Source organism: Bradyrhizobium huanghuaihaiense (assembly GCF_025200885.1).
In the GTDB taxonomy this organism is placed as follows: Bacteria; Pseudomonadota; Alphaproteobacteria; order Rhizobiales; family Xanthobacteraceae; genus Bradyrhizobium; species Bradyrhizobium huanghuaihaiense.
Window position 1 is genome coordinate 1,493,866 of the sequence record NZ_CP104172.1, and the last position, 17,667, is coordinate 1,511,532.

15 protein-coding genes, 1 pseudogene and 1 riboswitch are annotated in these 17,667 nt (G+C 64.4%); of the genes and pseudogenes, 7 read left to right on the forward strand and 9 right to left on the reverse strand.

Features of this window, described 5'->3' with window-relative positions; all coding sequences use genetic code 11:
- Window positions 1–87 precede the first annotated feature (87 nt).
- From N2603_RS07105 to N2603_RS07125, 5 genes are all read right to left on the reverse strand, one after another.
- Window positions 88–507, reverse strand: a complete 420-nt coding sequence (locus tag N2603_RS07105; protein WP_211413190.1) for a CBS domain-containing protein — start codon at window positions 505–507, stop codon at window positions 88–90.
- A 180-nt stretch (window positions 508–687) separates the two neighbouring features.
- Complete coding sequence (locus N2603_RS07110; RefSeq protein WP_145831458.1) at window positions 688–1,158, reverse strand: aminoacyl-tRNA deacylase; 471 nt, start codon at window positions 1,156–1,158, stop codon at window positions 688–690.
- A 195-nt stretch (window positions 1,159–1,353) separates the two neighbouring features.
- A complete protein-coding gene (locus N2603_RS07115) occupies window positions 1,354–2,379 on the reverse strand; it encodes an alpha/beta hydrolase (RefSeq protein WP_260424160.1) in 1,026 nt (341 codons plus the stop codon).
- 189 nt (window positions 2,380–2,568) lie between these two features.
- Entirely contained in the window at window positions 2,569–4,014 is a 1,446-nt protein-coding gene (locus N2603_RS07120) for a PepSY domain-containing protein (RefSeq protein ID WP_260388191.1), read from the reverse strand.
- 2 nt (window positions 4,015–4,016) lie between these two features.
- Window positions 4,017–6,287, reverse strand: coding sequence for a TonB-dependent receptor (locus N2603_RS07125; protein ID WP_260388192.1), 2,271 nt, complete (start codon window positions 6,285–6,287; stop codon window positions 4,017–4,019).
- A gap of 107 nt (window positions 6,288–6,394) precedes the next feature.
- A riboswitch (cobalamin riboswitch) is annotated at window positions 6,395–6,590 on the reverse strand.
- Between the two features lie 912 nt (window positions 6,591–7,502).
- Between N2603_RS07125 and N2603_RS07130 the strand changes: the two genes are divergently transcribed.
- The 3 genes from N2603_RS07130 to N2603_RS07140 all read left to right on the forward strand — a co-directional run bounded on the left by N2603_RS07130 (window position 7,503) and on the right by N2603_RS07140 (window position 10,872).
- Window positions 7,503–8,993: an amidohydrolase family protein gene (locus tag N2603_RS07130; RefSeq protein ID WP_260388193.1), complete on the forward strand. Its 1,491-nt coding sequence runs from the start codon at window positions 7,503–7,505 to the stop codon at window positions 8,991–8,993.
- A 3-nt stretch (window positions 8,994–8,996) separates the two neighbouring features.
- Complete coding sequence (locus N2603_RS07135; RefSeq protein ID WP_260388194.1) at window positions 8,997–9,926, forward strand: CobW family GTP-binding protein; 930 nt, start codon at window positions 8,997–8,999, stop codon at window positions 9,924–9,926.
- A 76-nt stretch (window positions 9,927–10,002) separates the two neighbouring features.
- Entirely contained in the window at window positions 10,003–10,872 is an 870-nt protein-coding gene (locus tag N2603_RS07140) for an urea carboxylase-associated family protein (protein ID WP_260388195.1), read from the forward strand.
- A 24-nt stretch (window positions 10,873–10,896) separates the two neighbouring features.
- Here the strand turns inward: N2603_RS07140 and N2603_RS07145 are convergent.
- Window positions 10,897–11,022 (reverse strand): annotated as a pseudogene (locus N2603_RS07145) (GFA family protein); the annotation flags it as partial.
- A gap of 25 nt (window positions 11,023–11,047) precedes the next feature.
- The gene (locus N2603_RS07150; RefSeq protein WP_260388197.1) at window positions 11,048–11,425 is read right to left on the reverse strand and encodes a tautomerase family protein; all 378 of its coding nucleotides are present in this window, start codon (window positions 11,423–11,425) and stop codon (window positions 11,048–11,050) included.
- A 155-nt stretch (window positions 11,426–11,580) separates the two neighbouring features.
- Here N2603_RS07150 and N2603_RS07155 point away from each other — a divergent pair, with 155 nt between their 5' ends.
- Window positions 11,581–12,180: a TetR/AcrR family transcriptional regulator gene (locus N2603_RS07155; protein ID WP_260388198.1), complete on the forward strand. Its 600-nt coding sequence runs from the start codon at window positions 11,581–11,583 to the stop codon at window positions 12,178–12,180.
- A 3-nt stretch (window positions 12,181–12,183) separates the two neighbouring features.
- Here N2603_RS07155 and N2603_RS07160 read toward each other — a convergent pair whose 3' ends face one another.
- Together N2603_RS07160 and N2603_RS07165 are read right to left on the reverse strand one after the other, a co-directional pair.
- Window positions 12,184–12,657, reverse strand: coding sequence for a hypothetical protein (locus N2603_RS07160; RefSeq protein ID WP_260388199.1), 474 nt, complete (start codon window positions 12,655–12,657; stop codon window positions 12,184–12,186).
- An 11-nt stretch (window positions 12,658–12,668) separates the two neighbouring features.
- On the reverse strand, window positions 12,669–13,169 hold the full coding sequence (locus N2603_RS07165) for a hypothetical protein (RefSeq protein WP_260388200.1): 501 nt from the start codon (window positions 13,167–13,169) through the stop codon (window positions 12,669–12,671).
- 252 nt (window positions 13,170–13,421) lie between these two features.
- Here N2603_RS07165 and N2603_RS07170 point away from each other — a divergent pair, with 252 nt between their 5' ends.
- From N2603_RS07170 to N2603_RS07180, 3 genes are all read left to right on the forward strand, one after another.
- Window positions 13,422–15,104 carry a methyl-accepting chemotaxis protein gene (locus N2603_RS07170; protein ID WP_260388201.1) on the forward strand — a complete coding sequence of 561 codons (1,683 nt, stop codon included), beginning with the start codon at window positions 13,422–13,424 and terminating at the stop codon, window positions 15,102–15,104.
- Window positions 15,105–15,116: 12 nt separating this feature from the next.
- The gene (locus N2603_RS07175) at window positions 15,117–15,788 is read left to right on the forward strand and encodes an aspartate/glutamate racemase family protein (protein WP_260388202.1); all 672 of its coding nucleotides are present in this window, start codon (window positions 15,117–15,119) and stop codon (window positions 15,786–15,788) included.
- Window positions 15,789–15,936: 148 nt separating this feature from the next.
- Window positions 15,937–17,658, forward strand: a complete 1,722-nt coding sequence (locus N2603_RS07180) for an AMP-binding protein (RefSeq protein ID WP_260388203.1) — start codon at window positions 15,937–15,939, stop codon at window positions 17,656–17,658.
- Window positions 17,659–17,667 lie beyond the last annotated feature (9 nt).

A 17,667-nucleotide genomic window follows, 5' to 3' on the forward strand; every position in this document is an offset into this window, starting at 1 on the left:
GGGCGGGCTCCCCTCAACGCCTGTTCGAGCGGCGGTCGCGAGAGGAGCCTTGGCCGTAGATCCTGGCCCTATGTCCTGGCCGCAAGTTCAGTGATGCGCCGAAACGCTCCTGACGGTCTCGGTCAGCATATCACCCGACGTGGAATGGCTGACGTCACCCAGGCTGATGATGCCGACCATCCGCTTGCTCTTGTTGATCACCGGCAGCCTGCGGACCTGCAGCTTCTCCATATGATGCATCGCCTTGGCGAGGTCATCGTCCTCGCGGCAGCAATGGATGCCCTCGGTCATCACGTCGCGGGCCTTCGCGCGGCCGGCATCGAAGCTGTGGCTCGCGAGTCCTTTGCAGACGATGTCGCGGTCGGTCACCATTCCGACCAGCTTGTCATCCTCGCCAATCGGAATGCAGCCGATGTCATGCGCCCGCATCAGTTTGGCAAGCTCGGTGATTGGGGTGTCGGGGCTGACCCAGTCGACACCCTTGTGCATCACGTCTTTGACTTTCATGGCGAGCCTCCGTTCGTGGGTTTCAAGTGCGTTGATGCAATGCAGCGGCCCCCCCATCTTCCGAACTCCGACCAGACAAGCGAAGACATTCTCGCCGCCACCTGCTCAACAGTATGACGGCGCTTCGCGGCCAGAGTTCCCGCCCAGGATCGCAAGGGCAATGGGCGGTGTACATAATCCTCAGTCATGCGCGCTGAAGCGCCCGTGCGGTGCGTTGGCCGTCAGGCGCGCAAACTGGGTGTGACCCATATGAAGCAGCGTCTCATGATCGCCGGCTTCCATATAGATGTCCGGCTGTGCCTCGATGCTGTCGTCGACGATGATATCCAATCCGTAGCATTTGCCGACGGCAGGAACTGCACCGTGTGCGCAGTCGCTGAACAGCCGATTGATCTCGGTTTCATCGGCCATGTGGACATTGTCGCCGAGGCTTGTCCTCAGGTCCGACAGGCGGAGGTGGTGCGATGCGGGCAGGACTGCCAGCATGTATCCGCCGTCGCGCCGCAACACGATGCCCTTGGCGAGGCGGTCGCCCGAGATATGGCATGCCTCGGCCGTTCGAGCGGACGTCATGCTGAGTTCGTGCGGGATCACCTCGTACTGGATGTTCTCAGCGGCGAGGTATTTCTGGAGCGTGGGAGCAATGGCCATGGCATCACCTCCGATGCTGAATGGAAACCATCCACCGTGAGGTCGACCCTGCAGACTCTCGCCATACGATGGGCGGCTGCCTGACTAGAGACCCAACATAGGTCTTCCATCCGCAAGCTGCAATTCATTTCCCCTCGGAGCCGCAGCGAGCGTGCGCAGGAGCAGGCTTTCGCATGGCTCGGCGCGGGTGCCCTCTTACGCCGTCGTGCCGTCAATCGAGCGGCGGATCACCCGCTGCACGTCCGCATTCGACAGAAACAGATCGTGGTTGATGATGCCCCAGCCTTCCTGCGAGGCATCGACCACACGCACACCGAGGCGCGCGATGGCGGCCTTCTCTGCGGCGCCGACCCGGGTCATTCCACCTGCGATCTGGCCCGACAGCGCGAGTGCGCGATCGTTCGTCGCGGCGATCACGGTGATCTTGCCGGCGAGCGGGCCGATGCGCTGGATGGCCGACGAGAACACGTCCATGTCGATGTCGGGCGCGGCAAACACGACCGCGCCGATCTTGCTCGTCACCGTGTCGCCGTATCGCGCATAGAGCTGACGCAGGCTTTCGAGAGTCAGCATGGTTCCCATGCTGTGCGCAACGATGTGCACGCGGCCGCCGCTCGGCGCCGACACGAGCGCAGAGAGCACGCGCTCGAAATCGTCGCGAGACCACATCGCGCTGTCGCGGTCATAGGCATAGTCGAACAGTCCTGCCTTGGAGGGCCAGGAGAATGCCATGGTCCGGCCGCGGAACTTGATCCCATCGGAGAGATGGGCGGCATCCAGCACCGCCGTCTCGAATGTCTGCTTGAAGCCGTGCACGTAGATCAGCACGTCCCCTCCGCCGGCCTGCGCAGCGAGGTCGCCGGCGTCGGCCGACACCGGTTCGATCCGATCAAGACGCCAATCGCCGAGTCCAACCGAGGCGAGAGAAAGACGGCTCTCGTCCGGGGCCACCAGCCTGGCCCGCGCGACCGTCATGCTCGTCGCGCGCTCCGGCCCGAACCAGGGTTTGGTGCGGCCGCCGCCCACGGGCTTGCGCGTGGTGGTGACGAGCACCGTGGGGTCAACGGAGAGGGACGACGCGTCGAAGCGCGCGCCGGTCGCACCGAGGCCGGCGCATCCGCCGAGCGCGAGGGCACTTCCTGCCGACACAAAGCCGCCGAGGAGCGCGCGGCGCGAAACAGAATGACGGGAGTCGGGTTGCAGAAGACGTCGGACGATCACACGGAACCCCAGGGAACTATGCCCACCGTAAGCCGCCCCGCCTTTCTCCCTGAATGACAATGGGGGCGAGAAGACGGCGGAGCAGTGTCGCGGTTGCGTGGACATGGCGTCCGCGTTCGTTACCGGAACCTGAGGCGCCGCGAGGAACTGATCTGCATCGCTCTCATATTTAGCCGAAGCGGGTTTGCTCTAACGGCGCAGATAGCGCCAGCCGACGACGACACCGCTCACCGAGACGATGGTCCCAAGGATCGACAGCAGCCACACCACAATGTCCCAGGCCGGGCGATACATCAGCAGCAACCGGAAATCGAAACTGTGCAGCGCGTTGAACAGCCAGCGATATGTGCGACGACTGCTGTCCACGCGGCCAAGGATGTCGCCCGTGACAGGGCTGATGTGAAACCATGTTTTCGCGTCATCATCAAACACCGCACGCAACACCGGCAATTCGCGGTCGTGATGGTGCGCATACCAATAAGCGTCATATTCTCCGAGGACCTGTCGCTCCGCGACGCGGGCTTGCGGCAGCAGCTTTGTTGCGGCAATCCAGAGGCGATCCTGCGGAAGCGTTGCCAATTGGCCGGACGTCACATCCAGCGGCCGCTGCGTGCCATCACGCGATGCGGCGATCATCATCGGACTGCCATCGAGCCAGACAAAGCGCGCTTCGACCGCGGCGGATTGCGGCGTTGGCAGCTTCGCAGCGATGGTCGGCGCATCGTGGCCGGCATAGCGCTGCAGCACCTCGCGCGTCGTGTTGCGGCTTGCGAAATATTCGCCGGGATTGAGCGAAAGCCAACCTGAGAAGGTCCAGGTCAGCACGAAGATGCCCGCGAGCAGGCCAGTGACGTGGTGCCACGCCATCCAGCCACGATATGGCGTGATCCTGCCGCTCGCATAGCGCCGCTTCAGCCGGACGCGAAGGATGCCGATCCAGATGCCGGTAACGCCGATGATCAGGCAGATGCCGGAGATCCAGAGCACCACCAGCCGCCACAACGGCCCGTCTTTGCGCAGCACGGTCGGATAGATCCAGTGCGGGATCGAGCCGAGCCAGTTCCAGACGCGTTCGGTGTGGTTGGTGTCGAGCGCGATTTCGCCGGAGCGCGAGGAGACATAGAGCTTGGTGCCGGCATCGTCGCCGAGCCGAATGAGGTAAAGCGGTCGCAGCGGATCGTAGCGGGCAGTGACGCTCCATTGGTCGCGATCGATGATTTCTTCGAGCTGCGGAGATCTGCTCGCGGGATGATGTTGCGCGACCGCGAGCGCCTGCCGTTCGGAAACGCCGGTGATGATGCGGCCATCGGCTGCCGAGATCGCCAGCCGTCCGCCGTCCCAGCCGGTTATCCGATACACCGGCTCGTCGGCCAGCATGGAAAGCCGTAGATCGCGCGGATAGCGCGTGGCGCCTGCGGCCCTCATCGCATCGTCCGGCGAAAACGCCACCTTGTCCCATCGAATGTCGGGAAGCGCTGCCAGCCTTTCCTTGTCGGAAAGGCCGGGAAAAGCGACATACATCATCACCACGCCGGAAATGAACCACATGGCGAAGAACAGGCAGATGACGATGCCGACCCAGCGGTGGCCGATGTACAGCCACCGCCGGAGCGCGCGTTTCAGCGTGCGTGCCACGCTCAGAACTTCACGTTGACGGCGAGCTGCGCCGTGCGTGGCATGCCGAGCAGCCACTGCGTGGTGCCGCCCGACGTCGTGTAGACCTCATCGAAAAGATTGTAGATCCGGAACGACACGGTGGTGTTGAGATCGGGCTTCCACAGCACGCTGGTATTGACAATGTTGTAGGCCGGGCGTGTCACCGTGTTGGCATTGTCTGCATAGGTTTTGCCGACGATCTGCACGCCCGCATTGGCCGACCAGTTCGGTGCAAAGGCCCAGGTTGCCCAGATATTGGAGACGTGCTGCGGTACATTGACGGGGACATTGCCGGCATAGTTCACGCTTCCGCCGCCGACTGCCTGCACGAAGTCATCATACTTTGCGCGCAGGAAGGCAGTATTGGCATCGATTCGCCAACCGTAGTCGAGCAGGAAGCCGACCGATGCTTCGACACCGCGCGATGATTGCTGGCCGACCTGGACGGTCAGCGAGGGAATGTTGGGATCGCGTGCGAGCAGGTTGTTCTTCACGATCTCGTAGCCGGCCAGAGTCCATTCTCCGCGGCCGTTCCAGAACGATTGCTTGACGCCGACCTCGATCTGCTTGCCGGTGGCGAGATCGAAATTCTTGTTTGCGGACGACAGCGAGATAATCCCTCCGACCGGATCGACCGCGGTGGAATATTGGCCATAGAAAGCGAGATCCTTGACGGGCGTATAGACCGCACCCGCGCGCCAGGTCGTCGAGGAGAACGACTTTTCGAAGCTGTTGGCAGGTGTGACATAGTCGGTGCGCGTGACTGTGGGCTCATCCTGACGGATGCCGGCGATCAGGGATAGTTGCTCGGTGACCGACAACCTGTTCTCGGCGAATAGCGCGTATTGATTGGTTACGCTGCCAAAGCCGGGAACCGTGGGGTTCGGACTGCTGAATATGCCTGGAACGAAGTTGACCGGATTGACGGACGACGAGCCGCCGTAGGGGGAATTGTTGGTGTGGGTAAAATTGATGCTGTTGACGTCGAAGCCTGCGACGAACTCATTGGCCATGCCGAAGACATGCCCGCGGAATTTCGCATCCATGCGATTGCCGACCTGCTGCTGATCGTGAAAAATCTCGATATAGCTGCTTCGGTTGATCAGGCCGGTGGCGAGGTTATAGGCGTAGCTTTCCACGTCCTTCCAGTGTCGCTGGGAGTTCAAATAGTAAAGCGTGTTTTGAACCGAGATTCCATCGGCGATCTGCCATTCGGTCCTCACCTGGTTCCAGCTATCCTGGTAGCGGATGTGGCTGTCGCTGACGTTGTAATTTTTGAAGCGTAGCGATTCATCGAGCCTGCCGTTGATCAGCGGCGTGCCGAAATAGCGCGACGGGTTGCGGTCACCGTAGTCCGTCGACAGCGTCCAGGTGACGTCTTCGTTCTGCTTGATCTGGACTACGGCATGAAGCGCGACGTTCGAGGTGTTGTCGCGATCGACCCAGCCGTCGGACATATTGCCTGTTGCGGTGATCCGGTAGGCGACGTCCTTGTTGATCGGACCGCCGCTGTCCACCGCAATTCGCCGCGTCATGTTGCTGTCCAGCGACACCTCGGCCTGATTGCGGGGGACCCACAATGGTAGTTTCGAAACCACGTTGATGGCGCCGCCGACCGCGCCCGCGCCGTACAACACCGACGCAGGGCCGCGCAGCACCTCGATGCGCTCCGTTGACCAGGTGTCGTACGGAAACGTCACCGTCCCGGCACCGATATAGAGTTGGGTGCCGTCGTACAGCGTCATGACGGACCCGAGGCCCGTGAAGCCGCGGGTATTGAACGAGACGCCGCCATTGCCCGGTGCCGGGCTTGCCGTGAAGCCCGTGGCGTTTTGCGTCACAGCGTCGAGGATGTTCTGCTGGCCGCGTTCGGAGATGGTTTCAGCGGAGATCACCTCCACGCTGGCCGGCGTCTGCAGCCGCGTCAGTCCGAGGCGGCTGCCGGCCGTGCTGGTGCCGGTGAGATTGAGCGTCGGTGCGGCGAAGGCAGGGCCTGTCGAGGCGGTAGGCGGTGCGCCGGTGTTGGCAGCCACGTTGCGTTGCTGGAGCGAACGCGCGGAGCGCGTGGCTGCGCTGCGTCGGGGGCTGCGGGAGCTCGGCCTTGCCGACTGTTGCACGACCACGGGGTCGAGCGTCTCGGTTGGTCTTTCGGCTTGTGCCCAGCCATCGGTCGACAAAACCAGGCAGGAGAATGCAGCTGAAGTTAGAAATGCGCGGCGGAGCCGCGGCGCGAAGATCGTACGGGAGGTCATCAATAGACTCGCGGTAACGTGGCACGTCACCGCGAACGCAGTTTGGCCGCTGTCTCAAGAAGACGGCAGTCCAACACCCACCAGGACACCCCGCCCAATGTGCTCGCGTGTGACCACGACTGACGGCAGGTCTCCTGGCTCGCGGGTCGTTGCCTGTCGCCGCCTTCCCAGGCCCGCAGGCCCAGTGGCGTTTGGCGAAGGCTCACCGCTTACAGTTGCGGGGGCAGCCACGGAGTTGGGGGAATCCCCGCACCGTATTCCCTATTGATCTCCCGAAGGAGAACCGTCGCGGCCACCCTAGTTTTTTTTGCGAAGAGCTGTCAACTAGCTGTCCCGAGGCGGATCAGCATGTCGCACCGTTACCGGCCGACGTGCGGATCGCCCACCGGGCGTCGGGCAAAACAGCTCCAATTGGCATCAACCCCTCTTCACAAAAATATTCCACTTTACCGAAATTCGGATTTGTCGTATGTGTCGCGCATCCCAGCCCACCAAAGGGGCGGTCGTACGTCGTTTCGAGCGCGGGCTGGGATTGCGGTGGACGCGGGCGGCGTTAAAGGCGGACCTTGCGCGTGCAGGGCGAGATGAACCTCGTGAGCATGGTGCGGGCCGCAAAGACGGACGGCGCTCAAGTCCCGTGACGCCTCTGGCGAAGCGGGAGTGTCCGCGTACGGCGAAACCGTGTGGTCCTGGTCGTCGTAGCTACGGTCAAGCCCTGGCGAAGGCGTCATCGCGTCAACCGGCGCGGTGCCGCGACTTTCGCGGAGGCGAGGGAGGCCAGAAGGAACTCGGCTCCCGGGAGAGCGCGGCATAGGCCGTCAGACCATCGCGCAGGGAAGGCCTGGTTTCGGCTGCCCTGTGTCTCCCCTGTGCATTGCGCGTGCATTCGTTCAGCGCAGGGGTCTTATGGGTGCCAGCTGGCGCCCGGTCTTCCCTGCGCCCTTTCTCAAGAGAGGGTGTGAAGCGAAGCACAGCTCGGGCCAAATAAGCCGCGAGGATGCGGGCGTATGCGGATTGGCGAATTGACGCAGCGGCGTTGTTGCGCTCCGGTCCCGATACACGCCCTGCGTTCATGGGCCTCACTTGCAAGCATGCAGCATCGGCATCAGTGGTGGTGGTCGTTCTCCCCAGAATCTGCACTATGCGCGCCGACGTGCCTCCGGAGCTGCTGCCGGGCCTTTGGAGGTTTTTGCAATGGCTTTTCGGAGTGACGAGATGAGCGGTTTGGTGATCAGCGGCGGCCGGGTGGTGGATCCCGCGAGCGGGATGGATGCCATCGGCGATGTGGCGGTGGCGGACGGCAAGATCGCGGCTGTCGGCACGGGTCTCGGCGGCGCCGAGCGGGTGGTCGACGCCACCGGCCTCGTGGTCGCGCCCGGCTTCATCGATCTCCATGCCCATGGCCAGTCGATCCCGGCCGACCGCATGCAGGCTTTTGACGGCGTCACGACGACGCTTGATCTCGAAGCCGGCGTGCTGCCGGTCGGGTCCTGGTATGAGCGCCAGGCGCGGAAGGGGCGCGTGCTGAACTATGGCGCCGCCACCAACTGGGCCTTCGCCCGTATCGGCGCGATGACGGGCTCCAATGCCGAGAGTTCGCTGGAGGCGTTCGGCAATGCCATGCGCGATCGCCGCTGGATGGACAATGTCGCAACCGATGCGGAAGTCGCCGGCATCCTCGAGCGCCTCGCGCGCGGCCTCAACGAAGGCGGCATCGGCATCGGCATCTTGAACGCTTATGCCCCGGGCGCGGGCGTGCAGGAGCTGACCGCGGTGTGCCAGCTCGCCGCGAAGCAGGACGTACTGACCTTTACCCACGTCGCCTTCATGTCGCGCATCGACCCCGAGAGCGCGGTGGAAGCCTATATCCGCCTGATCGGCTATGCCGGCGCCACCGGCGCGCACATGCACATCTGCCATTTCAACTCGTCGAGCAAGACCGACATCGAGCGCTGCCGCGTGCTGGTCGAGAAGGCGCAGGCGCAGGGCCTCCCCATTACGGTCGAGGCCTATCCTTACGGCACCGGCTCGACCGTGCTCGCCGCCGCCTTCTTCAGCGATCCCCAATTCGTCGAGCGCAACGGCACCGGCTACGATTCCGTGCAGCGCGTGACCGACGGCTACCGCTTCCACGACCGCGAGGAGCTGCTCAAGGCACAGGCCGAGGAGCCGTCCTCGCTGGTGCTCTGGCACATCCTCGACACCGAGCACAATGCGCATCACCGCGACCTGCTCGACATGTCGGTGCTCTATCCCGGCGGCGCCATCGCCTCCGACGCGATGCCGTGGACGACGTCGGACGGCAAGACCTACACCGGCGATGCCTGGCCGCTGCCCGACGACGCCACCTCGCATCCGCGCTCGGCCGGCTGCTTCACCAAATTCATTCGCGAATGGGTGCGCGAGCGCAAAGCGGTGTCGCTGCTGGAAGGCGTACGCAAATGCGCGCTGATCCCGGCGGAGATCCTGTCGCAGAGCACGCCTGCGATGCGCGCCAAGGGCCGGCTCACCAAGGACGCGGATGCCGACATCGTCGTGTTCGATTACGAAAAACTCTCGGACCGCGCGACCTTCACGGCGATGAACCGCCCGTCGGAAGGCGTGCGCCATCTCATCGTCAGCGGTCAGCCGCTGATCAGCGACGGCATTCTGGACGTGAACGCGCGGCCGGGAAAACCCGTGCGCCGCCCCGTTGTCGAGGGCTGACCCATGCCGGTCCCCGTTCTCCTGGTGACGGGTTTTCTCGGGGCCGGCAAGACCACGGTCGTGAACCATCTGCTCGCGCATGCGGATGGGCGACGGATCGCTGCCGTCGTCAACGATTTCGGCGCCATCAACATCGATGCGGAGCTGATCGCGGGCGCGAGCGACGGCGTGGTCAGCCTTGCCAATGGCTGCATCTGCTGCTCGCTCGAAGGCGATCTGCTCCGCACGCTCTCGACGCTGCTGCGGCGCGATCCCAGGCCTGAGTACATCGTCATCGAGACCAGCGGCATCGCCGATCCCGCCGACATCGTGCGCAACCTGATGGACCCGGTGATCCTGCGCGAGGCGCCGCTGGAGACCGTGCTCTGCGTGATCGATGCGGGGACGCCGCCGTCAGCTCTGAATGACGCGCTTGTGCGGTCGCAGTTGCGCGTCGCCGATATCGTGGCGCTCAGCAAGCTCGATCTGGCGGACGAGGGCGCAGCTGCGCGGATGCGCGAAGCCATCCGCGCCCAGCGAGTCCCCGCCGTAGTGGTCGATGCGAACCACGGCGAGATTCCGTCTGCGCTATTGTTTCCCGCAGCCGTCGATCGCGCGCCAACCCGGCGCGAGCCGGGACCGAAACGGCCGGCCGAGGAACGTTTCGAGACGCTGAGCTGGACCTCCGATTACCCGATCTCGCTGCCGCGCCTGCAGCAGGCCATCGGCCGGCTTGCACCAAAGCTCGCGCGTGCCAAGGGCTTGTTCGAGACCGTCGAGCAACCGGGACGCCAGATGGTGTTCCAGTTCGCCGGCGGCCGCGCCACACTCGCGCCAGGCGAGGCACCGCCGACAGGTGTGCCGCGAACGCGGATCGTCTTCATCGCCGAGCTCGGGGTGCTCTCGCAGGCCGAGCTCGACGGGATCATGGAAGCGTGCGTTGCCGGCGGTTGAGGTGAGGCGGTAGGGTCAACCGCTTCCGCCGTCAGCCAGCGCCTCTCCTCTTGCCGAGTCGATCCGAGACCGAACAATGCCTCCAAATATCCCACCAGCTCCCGCTGATGCCGCCTCGCGCCGCGCTGCCAAGCCGGCTATCGTCTATCCGGCCGGGACGATGCCCGGGCCGGATATGGCCGCGCTCGAAGCAGCCCGCCGTGCGGCGGTCAAGACGCACGAGCTCATCGTGCCGCCACGCGATGCCCGTGCCTTTCGCGTGGCGCGCGGCCAGTTCTTCCGCATCGTCAGCATCGAAGGCCCTCAGGTCGGCGACCTCAATCTCTGGAACGCGGACGATCTCGCCGAGCGCTTCTTCAGCGGCAAGACCCGGGCGCTCCATGGCACGCATGTCGGCACCGGTGACCGGCTCTGGAGCAATATGCCCTATCTTCGGCCGATGGCGACCATCAGTCACGATACGCTCGGCTGGTACGGCTTCGACGCGGACGGCGCCGGCATTCACGATGTGATCGGCACGCGCTGCGACCCTTATACCAACCTCCTGTTGAACGGCACGGCTTACGATTTTTGCTGTCACTCCAACCTGTCGCGTGCGCTGGCGACCGAACTGCAGATGGAGCCGCACGCGGTGGAGCATCATGTCCACGACGTGCTCAACGTCTTCATGTGCACCGGCTTCACCAAGGACACACACCAGTATTTCATGAAGGCAAGTCCGGTCCGCCCCGGCGACTTCATCGAGTTTTTCGCGGAGATCGACCTGCTCGGAGCGTTGTCGGCCTGTCCCGGTGGAGACTGCAGCGCAACTCATTCCAGCGATGCCGCGGCGTGCCATCCGCTCAAGATCGAAATCTTCGAGCCGGATCGAACGGCATTGAAGGGTTGGACCTGGCCCTCGCCGAGTGCTTATCACCGTCACCACGGGGCGCATGCGGGAAGCTGAAGCTCAGTCCTCCATCTGCAGTTCAGCCTCTGCCTTCACGATCACCTCGCAGGCATGCGCGGTCCCGGTCGCCTTGCGGCAGCGCGAGCAGTGGCAGTTCAGGAACCGGTCGAACGGACCTTCGACCTCGAAGACCACGGCGCCGCACAGGCAGCTTCCGCGGCGCCCGGCAAGTTCACGCGAATTGCGCGATGCCGTGCCCCACCGACCAGTTCTCCGCCGGGGAGTCGAGCACGTTCACGAACACGTCCTCGGGCCGGATGCCCGGGCTCTCGCCGAGCAGCTCGGCGATCCGCCGGTACAGCGCCTTCTTCTGCTCGGGGGTGCGCGAGGCGAACACCGTGATCTGGATCAGCGCGGCGTCCTCGCTGCGGCTGACGCCGTAGGCATTGCCGCAGCGGAAGTTTGCGGGCGAAAGCTCGCTGATGCTCATGAACTCGTCGCCATCAGGGACGTTCAGCGCCTCGCGCATGGCGCAGTAGAGACTGTCGAGGATGGCCTGGCGGTAGGCTTCCGGCTTTCCGGCGCGCATCGAGATGTGGAGGAGAGGCATCGTACGTCCCTCTGCATGCGGACCCGATCGGCCAGGCGCATCATCCGCGCCGGCCGTCGGCTTATTGACGAAACGGGATAATCCCGTTTTATTTTTGACACGATGTCGAGAAAGCATGTTCTTGACGCTGTGTCAAATACTTTGAGGAGCAGAGCTTGAGGCCGCGCGAATTCGATCACGACGACGTCCTGCGCATCGCGTTCGACCAGTTCTGGCGCAAGGGCGTTCGCGGCACCTCGCTGTCGGACATCGCGCGCGACGCCGGTGTCCAGCGCGGCAGCCTCTACAATGCCTTCGGCAGCAAGGAAGCGCTGTTCCTGCAGGCCTACGAACGCTACGCGGGCGACTATCTGCTCGCCCTGCAAAAGGCGCTCGGGATGGGGTCCTTGCGCAAACGTCTCACCGCGTTCTTCGACCTCACCATCAGCAATTTCCGCTCCGGCGCGCCGCCGCGGGGATGTCCGACCACGCGCGGCCTGATGGAGCTCGGCGCGGCGGAGGGCGAAGGACTGGATGAAGAGGCGCGCCAGGCCTTCGCGAGCCTCGTCTCCCGCATCACCACGCTCGTCCAGGACACCTTGTCGGCGGGTGCCAGGCGCGGCGAGTTCAACGGCAATCCCGCAGTAGCAGCGCTGCACATCGTCACGGTGACGCGCGGCCTCGCCGTGCTCGAACGCGCCTATGGCGACGAAGCCCAGCTGCGCAAGATCGCAAGCCACACGATCGATCTCGTGCTCGACAAGAAAGGAGGTTAGGTCTCAGCAGACCGCGAGCGCGTTGACTGCCCGGGTTGTCGCAAGCTCGCTCTCGTTGCCGACGAACTGGCTGACGACCGATTCGAGTTCGCCAGGCTGCTTGCGACGTGCGATCGTCAGCAAACGCATCAACTCCGCCTCGTCCTTCGACAGCCGCTTGCAGGACGGCGGCATGAAGCACAGCTCGCACGGCCGGCCGCTGCGCAGGATCCTGACCAGCGCGGCCGCGCGCGCGACCAGCAGCGGGCTGTCGGCAATGCCGGGCGCTTCGTCGGCAAAGCGATAGGCCGCCTCCCAGCAATCCGACGCGCCGGTCGCATAGGCAGCTCCAATGAAGCGGAGCAGCGACAGCGCGACGCGGCAGAAATCATCATAGCCTTCGACGCTTCGAGGGGTCGAAAGCGCGGCCTGCAGCGGACAGAGCCGCGACGGACCGGCTTCCGGATTCAGCGCAGAATCACAAATGGCCTGCATCATGAACGATCTCGTCAGTGCAATGTGGGGCTGCCCACGAACCAGCTCTTCATTGCCATCGTCCGGTCATGGCCGCGTGAGGAGACGTGCCGGTCAGGCAGGATGAGGCCGGCCATGCGGAAGATCGTCGCGAGGCCCCGCACCGGCGCCAGCGCCCAATCCGCGCCCACCGGCGGCAGCCAGCACTCGAACTGCTCGCGCGCGACATCGTCGCGCTCCTTCTGCGCTGCGGCGATTGCCCGCAAGATTCCGCATTCGCTCTCCGACATGCGCGGACAGGTGGGACAGTGCACCTCGATCGCCGTGTGCGCGGTGCAGGCGAAGATCTCGATGATGGATTCCAGCGACGGCACGGCGTCGCCGACGCGAAAATGGTCGTACACCTGCTGGATGTCTGCCGCCGTCGGAACGGCGCCGCCGCTTCGCGCCTTCGCACGAAATCCCCAGACGAAGAGCCGCTCCGCTGCGGTCAGTGCGGGCAGCTCGAGGGGCTTGGCGTATGTCGATTGATACATTGAGCCTCTGGCCTTTGGCGGCGCGCAGCACTTCGGCTGGGCCGATGATCTGCACCGATCGTTCGGCCAGAGGGTCCGCCAAGTCAACGCTTCGAGGGCCGATATCGAGGTCTTCTAGATCTAAAGAGCCGGGCTTTGGGCCGGCCGGCGAAGCCGTGTTTCAGCGGGCCTTCGGGAACCCGAATGCTTAAAGCTTTGCTAAGGGGCGCGGGATAAATTGGCATATCAGCCTTCCAATTCTTGCGAGCCCCGATGATTTTCTCCCGCATCAGTTTCAAGCTGGTCCTCATTGTCGGCATCAGCCTGCTCGGCATGATCGTGCTGGCGCCGATCGCGCTTTCGACCTTGCGCGCGCAGATGATCGCCGATCGTCAGGCCAAGACGCAGCACATGGTCGATGTCGGCTACGGCATCCTGGCCCATTTCCAGAAGCTCGAGAGCGAAGGCAAACTGCCGCGCGAGCAGGCGCAGGCCGCCGCGATGGCGGAGATCAAGAGCCTGCGCTACGACAAGGTCGAGTATTTCTGGATCAACGACATGACCCCCAAAATGGTCATGCACCCGATCAAGCCCGAGCTCGACGGCAAGGATCTCTCCGGAATGAAGGATCCGTCCGGCAATGCGCTGTTCGTGGGCTTCGTTGACGTCGTCAACAAGCAGGGCGCGGGCTTCTATAGCTATCTCTGGCCGAAGCCCGGCTTCGACCAGCCGGTCGGAAAGATCTCCTATGTGAAGGGCTTTACGCCCTGGGGCTGGATCATCGGTACCGGCATCTATCTCGACGACGTCGACGCCGTGTTCCGTCAGAACGCAATGACGTTCGCCTACATCTGTCTGGCGGTGCTGGTCGTGGTCCTCGGCGCCTCGTTCGTGATCGGCCGCAGTGTCACGAAACCGCTCGCGAAGATCACCGCGCTGACCGAGCGCCTCGCCGCCGGCGACAGCGCGTTCGAGGTGCCCTATACGGATCGTCGCGACGAGGTCGGCGGGCTCGCCAAGGCGCTCGCGGTGTTCAAGAACAATGCGTCGGCGGTGCAGCAAATGCATGCCGAGCAGGACGAGCTGAAGCGCAAGGCGGATGGCGAGAAGCGCAGGGCGATGGCCGATCTCGCCGGCAAGTTCGAGGCGAGCGTCCAGGCCGTCGTCCGCGACGTCTTCAACGAAGCGCGCGAGATGCAGCAGGCCGCGCAAGGCATGTCGGAGACGGCGAACAAGGCGACCGACCGCGCGAGCTTCGTCGCGACCGCCTGCCAGCAGGCCTCGGCCAACGTGCAGACGGTAGCGTCCGCCGCGGGCCAGCTGTCGTCCTCGATCACCGAGATCAGCCAGCGTGTCGCGCAGGCCGCATCGGTGGCCGACAAGGCCGCCGCCGACGGCCAGCGTACCAACGACACCGTGCAGGGGCTCGCCGCCGCCGCGCACAAGATCGGCGAGGTCATCGACCTCATCAACCAGATCGCCTCGCAGACCAATTTGCTCGCGCTCAACGCCACCATCGAGGCGGCGCGTGCGGGCGAGGCCGGCAAGGGCTTTGCGGTGGTCGCGAGCGAGGTGAAGTCGCTGGCGAGCCAGACCGCGAAGGCGACCGACGAGATCGGCGCGCAGATCACGGCGATCCAGGCCGAGACCAACCAGGTCGTCGGCAACATCGAGAGCATCCGCAAGACCATCATGGAGGTCAACGAGATCTCCTCGTCGATCGCGGCCGCGGTCGAGGAGCAGGGCGCTGCGACGCAGGCGATCGCGCACAGCGTGCAGGAGGCGGCCTCCGGCACCGACCAGGTCTCCCAAAACATCTCCGGCGTCACCGACGCGACCGCCGAGACCGGCCAAGCCGCCGGCCTCGTGCTGCAATCGAGCGGCCGGCTGTCGCAGAAGCTGCAATCGCTCCAGGACGAGGTCAGCACCTTCGTTGCGGGCGTGCGCGCGGCCTAGTATAGCGGGGGGATGGGCCAAAACTCCGATCGGCGCCGCCGCATCCTCCTGATCAATCCGAACAGCTATGAGGCGACCACCGCGATGATGGTGGCGATCGCCAGGTCCGCAACCGCCGATGGCTTCGACATTGCCGGCGCCACGGCAACGCGTGCGCCCGCGATGATCGTCTCGGCGGATGCGCTCTCGGCGGCTGCTTCAGAGGTCGAGGAGATTGCGCGTGTCCGTGGCGGCGAGTGCGATGGCATCATCGTGTCGGCATTCGGCGATCCCGGCCTCGCCGGGATCAAGGCGGCGATGAAGCTGCCTGCCGTGGGCATCGGCGAATCCGCGATGCTGGAAGCCGCTGAGAGCGGTCGCCGGTTCGGCGTGGCGACCACGACGCCATTGCTGAAAGCGAAGATCGATGCATTGCCTGATACGCTGGGGCTGCAATCGCTCTACACCGGCACGCGCTTTGCCGACGGCGATCCCGAGGTGCTGATGAGCGATCCGGCGCGGCTTCGGGCAGCGCTCGCCGGCGCGGTCGAGGCCTGCATTGCGCAGGACGCAGCGGAAGCTGTGATCATCGGCGGCGGGCCGCTGGGCGAAGCGGCGCGCGAGCTTCAGCCGATGTTCACCGTTCCGGTCATCGCGCCGATCCCGTCTGCCGTGCGGCGGATCATTCGTCTCGTCACCGCGTAACGTCTGGTTTTTCCGCACCGCGGCATCGGCCGTGCCACGGAAAACTGTTTTCCTTGACATGAACTCTGCCGTGCTCGACGTGTAACGAGGTCGAGTGACGGCAGATTGCGTCCCTCGCGATAAGAAAAGCAGAACGGGAAAAGACGCCATGAGCGCAGGCCTCAACGAGAAGGACTATCTCGCCACATTGCGCGGCCTGTGGGACAAGGCCTGGCCGAAGGGCATGCCGCGCTCGCCGAACTATCTGCACGGCGAAGTTCCCCTGACGGAATATCTGCGCGCCTGGGCGAAGCGGAGCCCGGAGCGCCCCGCCGTGATCTTCTACGGGCATGTCACCACCTATGCCGATCTCGATCGGCAGAGCGATCGCTTTGCGGCGCTGTTGCAGTCGAAGGGCGTGCGCAAGGGCGACCGCGTCGCCGTCTTCCTGCCGAACTGCCCGCAATTCCACATCGTCTTCTTCGGCATCTTGAAGCTCGGCGCGGTCCACGTCCCCGTCAGCCCGCTGTCGCGCGCCTTCGAATTGTCCTACGAGCTCAACGACACCCAGGCCGAAGTGATCGTGGCGCTGGACCAGCTCATCCCCGTCGTCGAGCAGGTGAGGGGCGAGGTGCGGCTCCGCGAGATCATCGTCACGAGCTTTGCCGATGTCGTGCCGGCTGCGCCAGCATTTCCTGCGCCGGATTCGATCCGCTCGCCGCGCGTCGCGGTCGCAAGCGCGACCGATCTGCTGCCGGCACTGGCCGCGATGCCGGCGCCCACGCCGCTGCCGCCGCCCGGCCTCGATGATGTCGCCGCGCTGAACTACACCGGCGGCACCACCGGCATGCCCAAGGGATGCGTCCATACTCATCGCGACATGGTCTACACGGCGGCCGCCAATTACGGCATCTCGGTGTTGTCGGACGAGAGTAGCGTGTTCCTGTCGTTCTTTCCGGAATTCTGGATTGCAGGTGAAAACTTCGGTCTGATCTTCCCGCTGTTCTCCGGCGCGACCTTGGTCCTGCTCGCGCGCTGGGATGCCGTCGGCGCGATGGCCGCGATCGACAAATACAAGGTCACCATCACCGCAATGCCGGTGGACGGCGCGGTCGAACTGATGGACCATCCGCGCTGGCGCGAGTTCGACCTCTCGTCGTTGGAGCAGGTGCGCGTCGTCTCCTTCGTCAAGAAGCTCAACGCCGACTACCGCAAGCGCTGGAAGGACCTCACCGGCACGATCCTGATGGAGGCGGCGTGGGGCATGACCGAGACCCACACCTCCAACACTTTCACGGCGGGCTTCCAGGAGAACGATTTCGATCTCAACAACCAGCCGATCTTCGTCGGCCTGCCGGTCCCCGGCGCCGAGTTCAAGATCACCGATTTCGAGACCGGCGCGTTGCTGCCGCTCGGCGCCGAAGGCGAGATCCGCGTGCGCACGCCGTCGCTGCTCAAGAGCTACTGGAACAAGCCGGAGGCGACTGCGGAGTCGCTCGTCGACGGCTGGCTGCGCACCGGCGACATCGGCACCATCGACAAGGACGGTTTTCTGCACTTCCTCGGCCGCCGCAAGGAGATGCTCAAGGTCAAGGGCATGAGCGTATTCCCGCCGGAGATCGAGGCGCTGCTCGGCCAGCATCCGAAGGTGCTGGGCTCGGGCGTGGTTGGGCGCGACGATCCCGACAAGGGTCAGGTGCCGGTCGCCTATATCCAGCTCAAGCCGGAGGCTGTCGGCACCATCTCCGCGGAAGACCTGCGCGCCTGGTGTGCCGAGCGCATGGCCGTCTACAAGGTCCCGGAAGTGCGTATTATCGATGCCCTGCCGCTGACGGCGACGGGCAAGGTGAAGAAGCAGGACCTCAATCCAAATCTTCCTGCTGCTGTCTGAGCGAGAGAG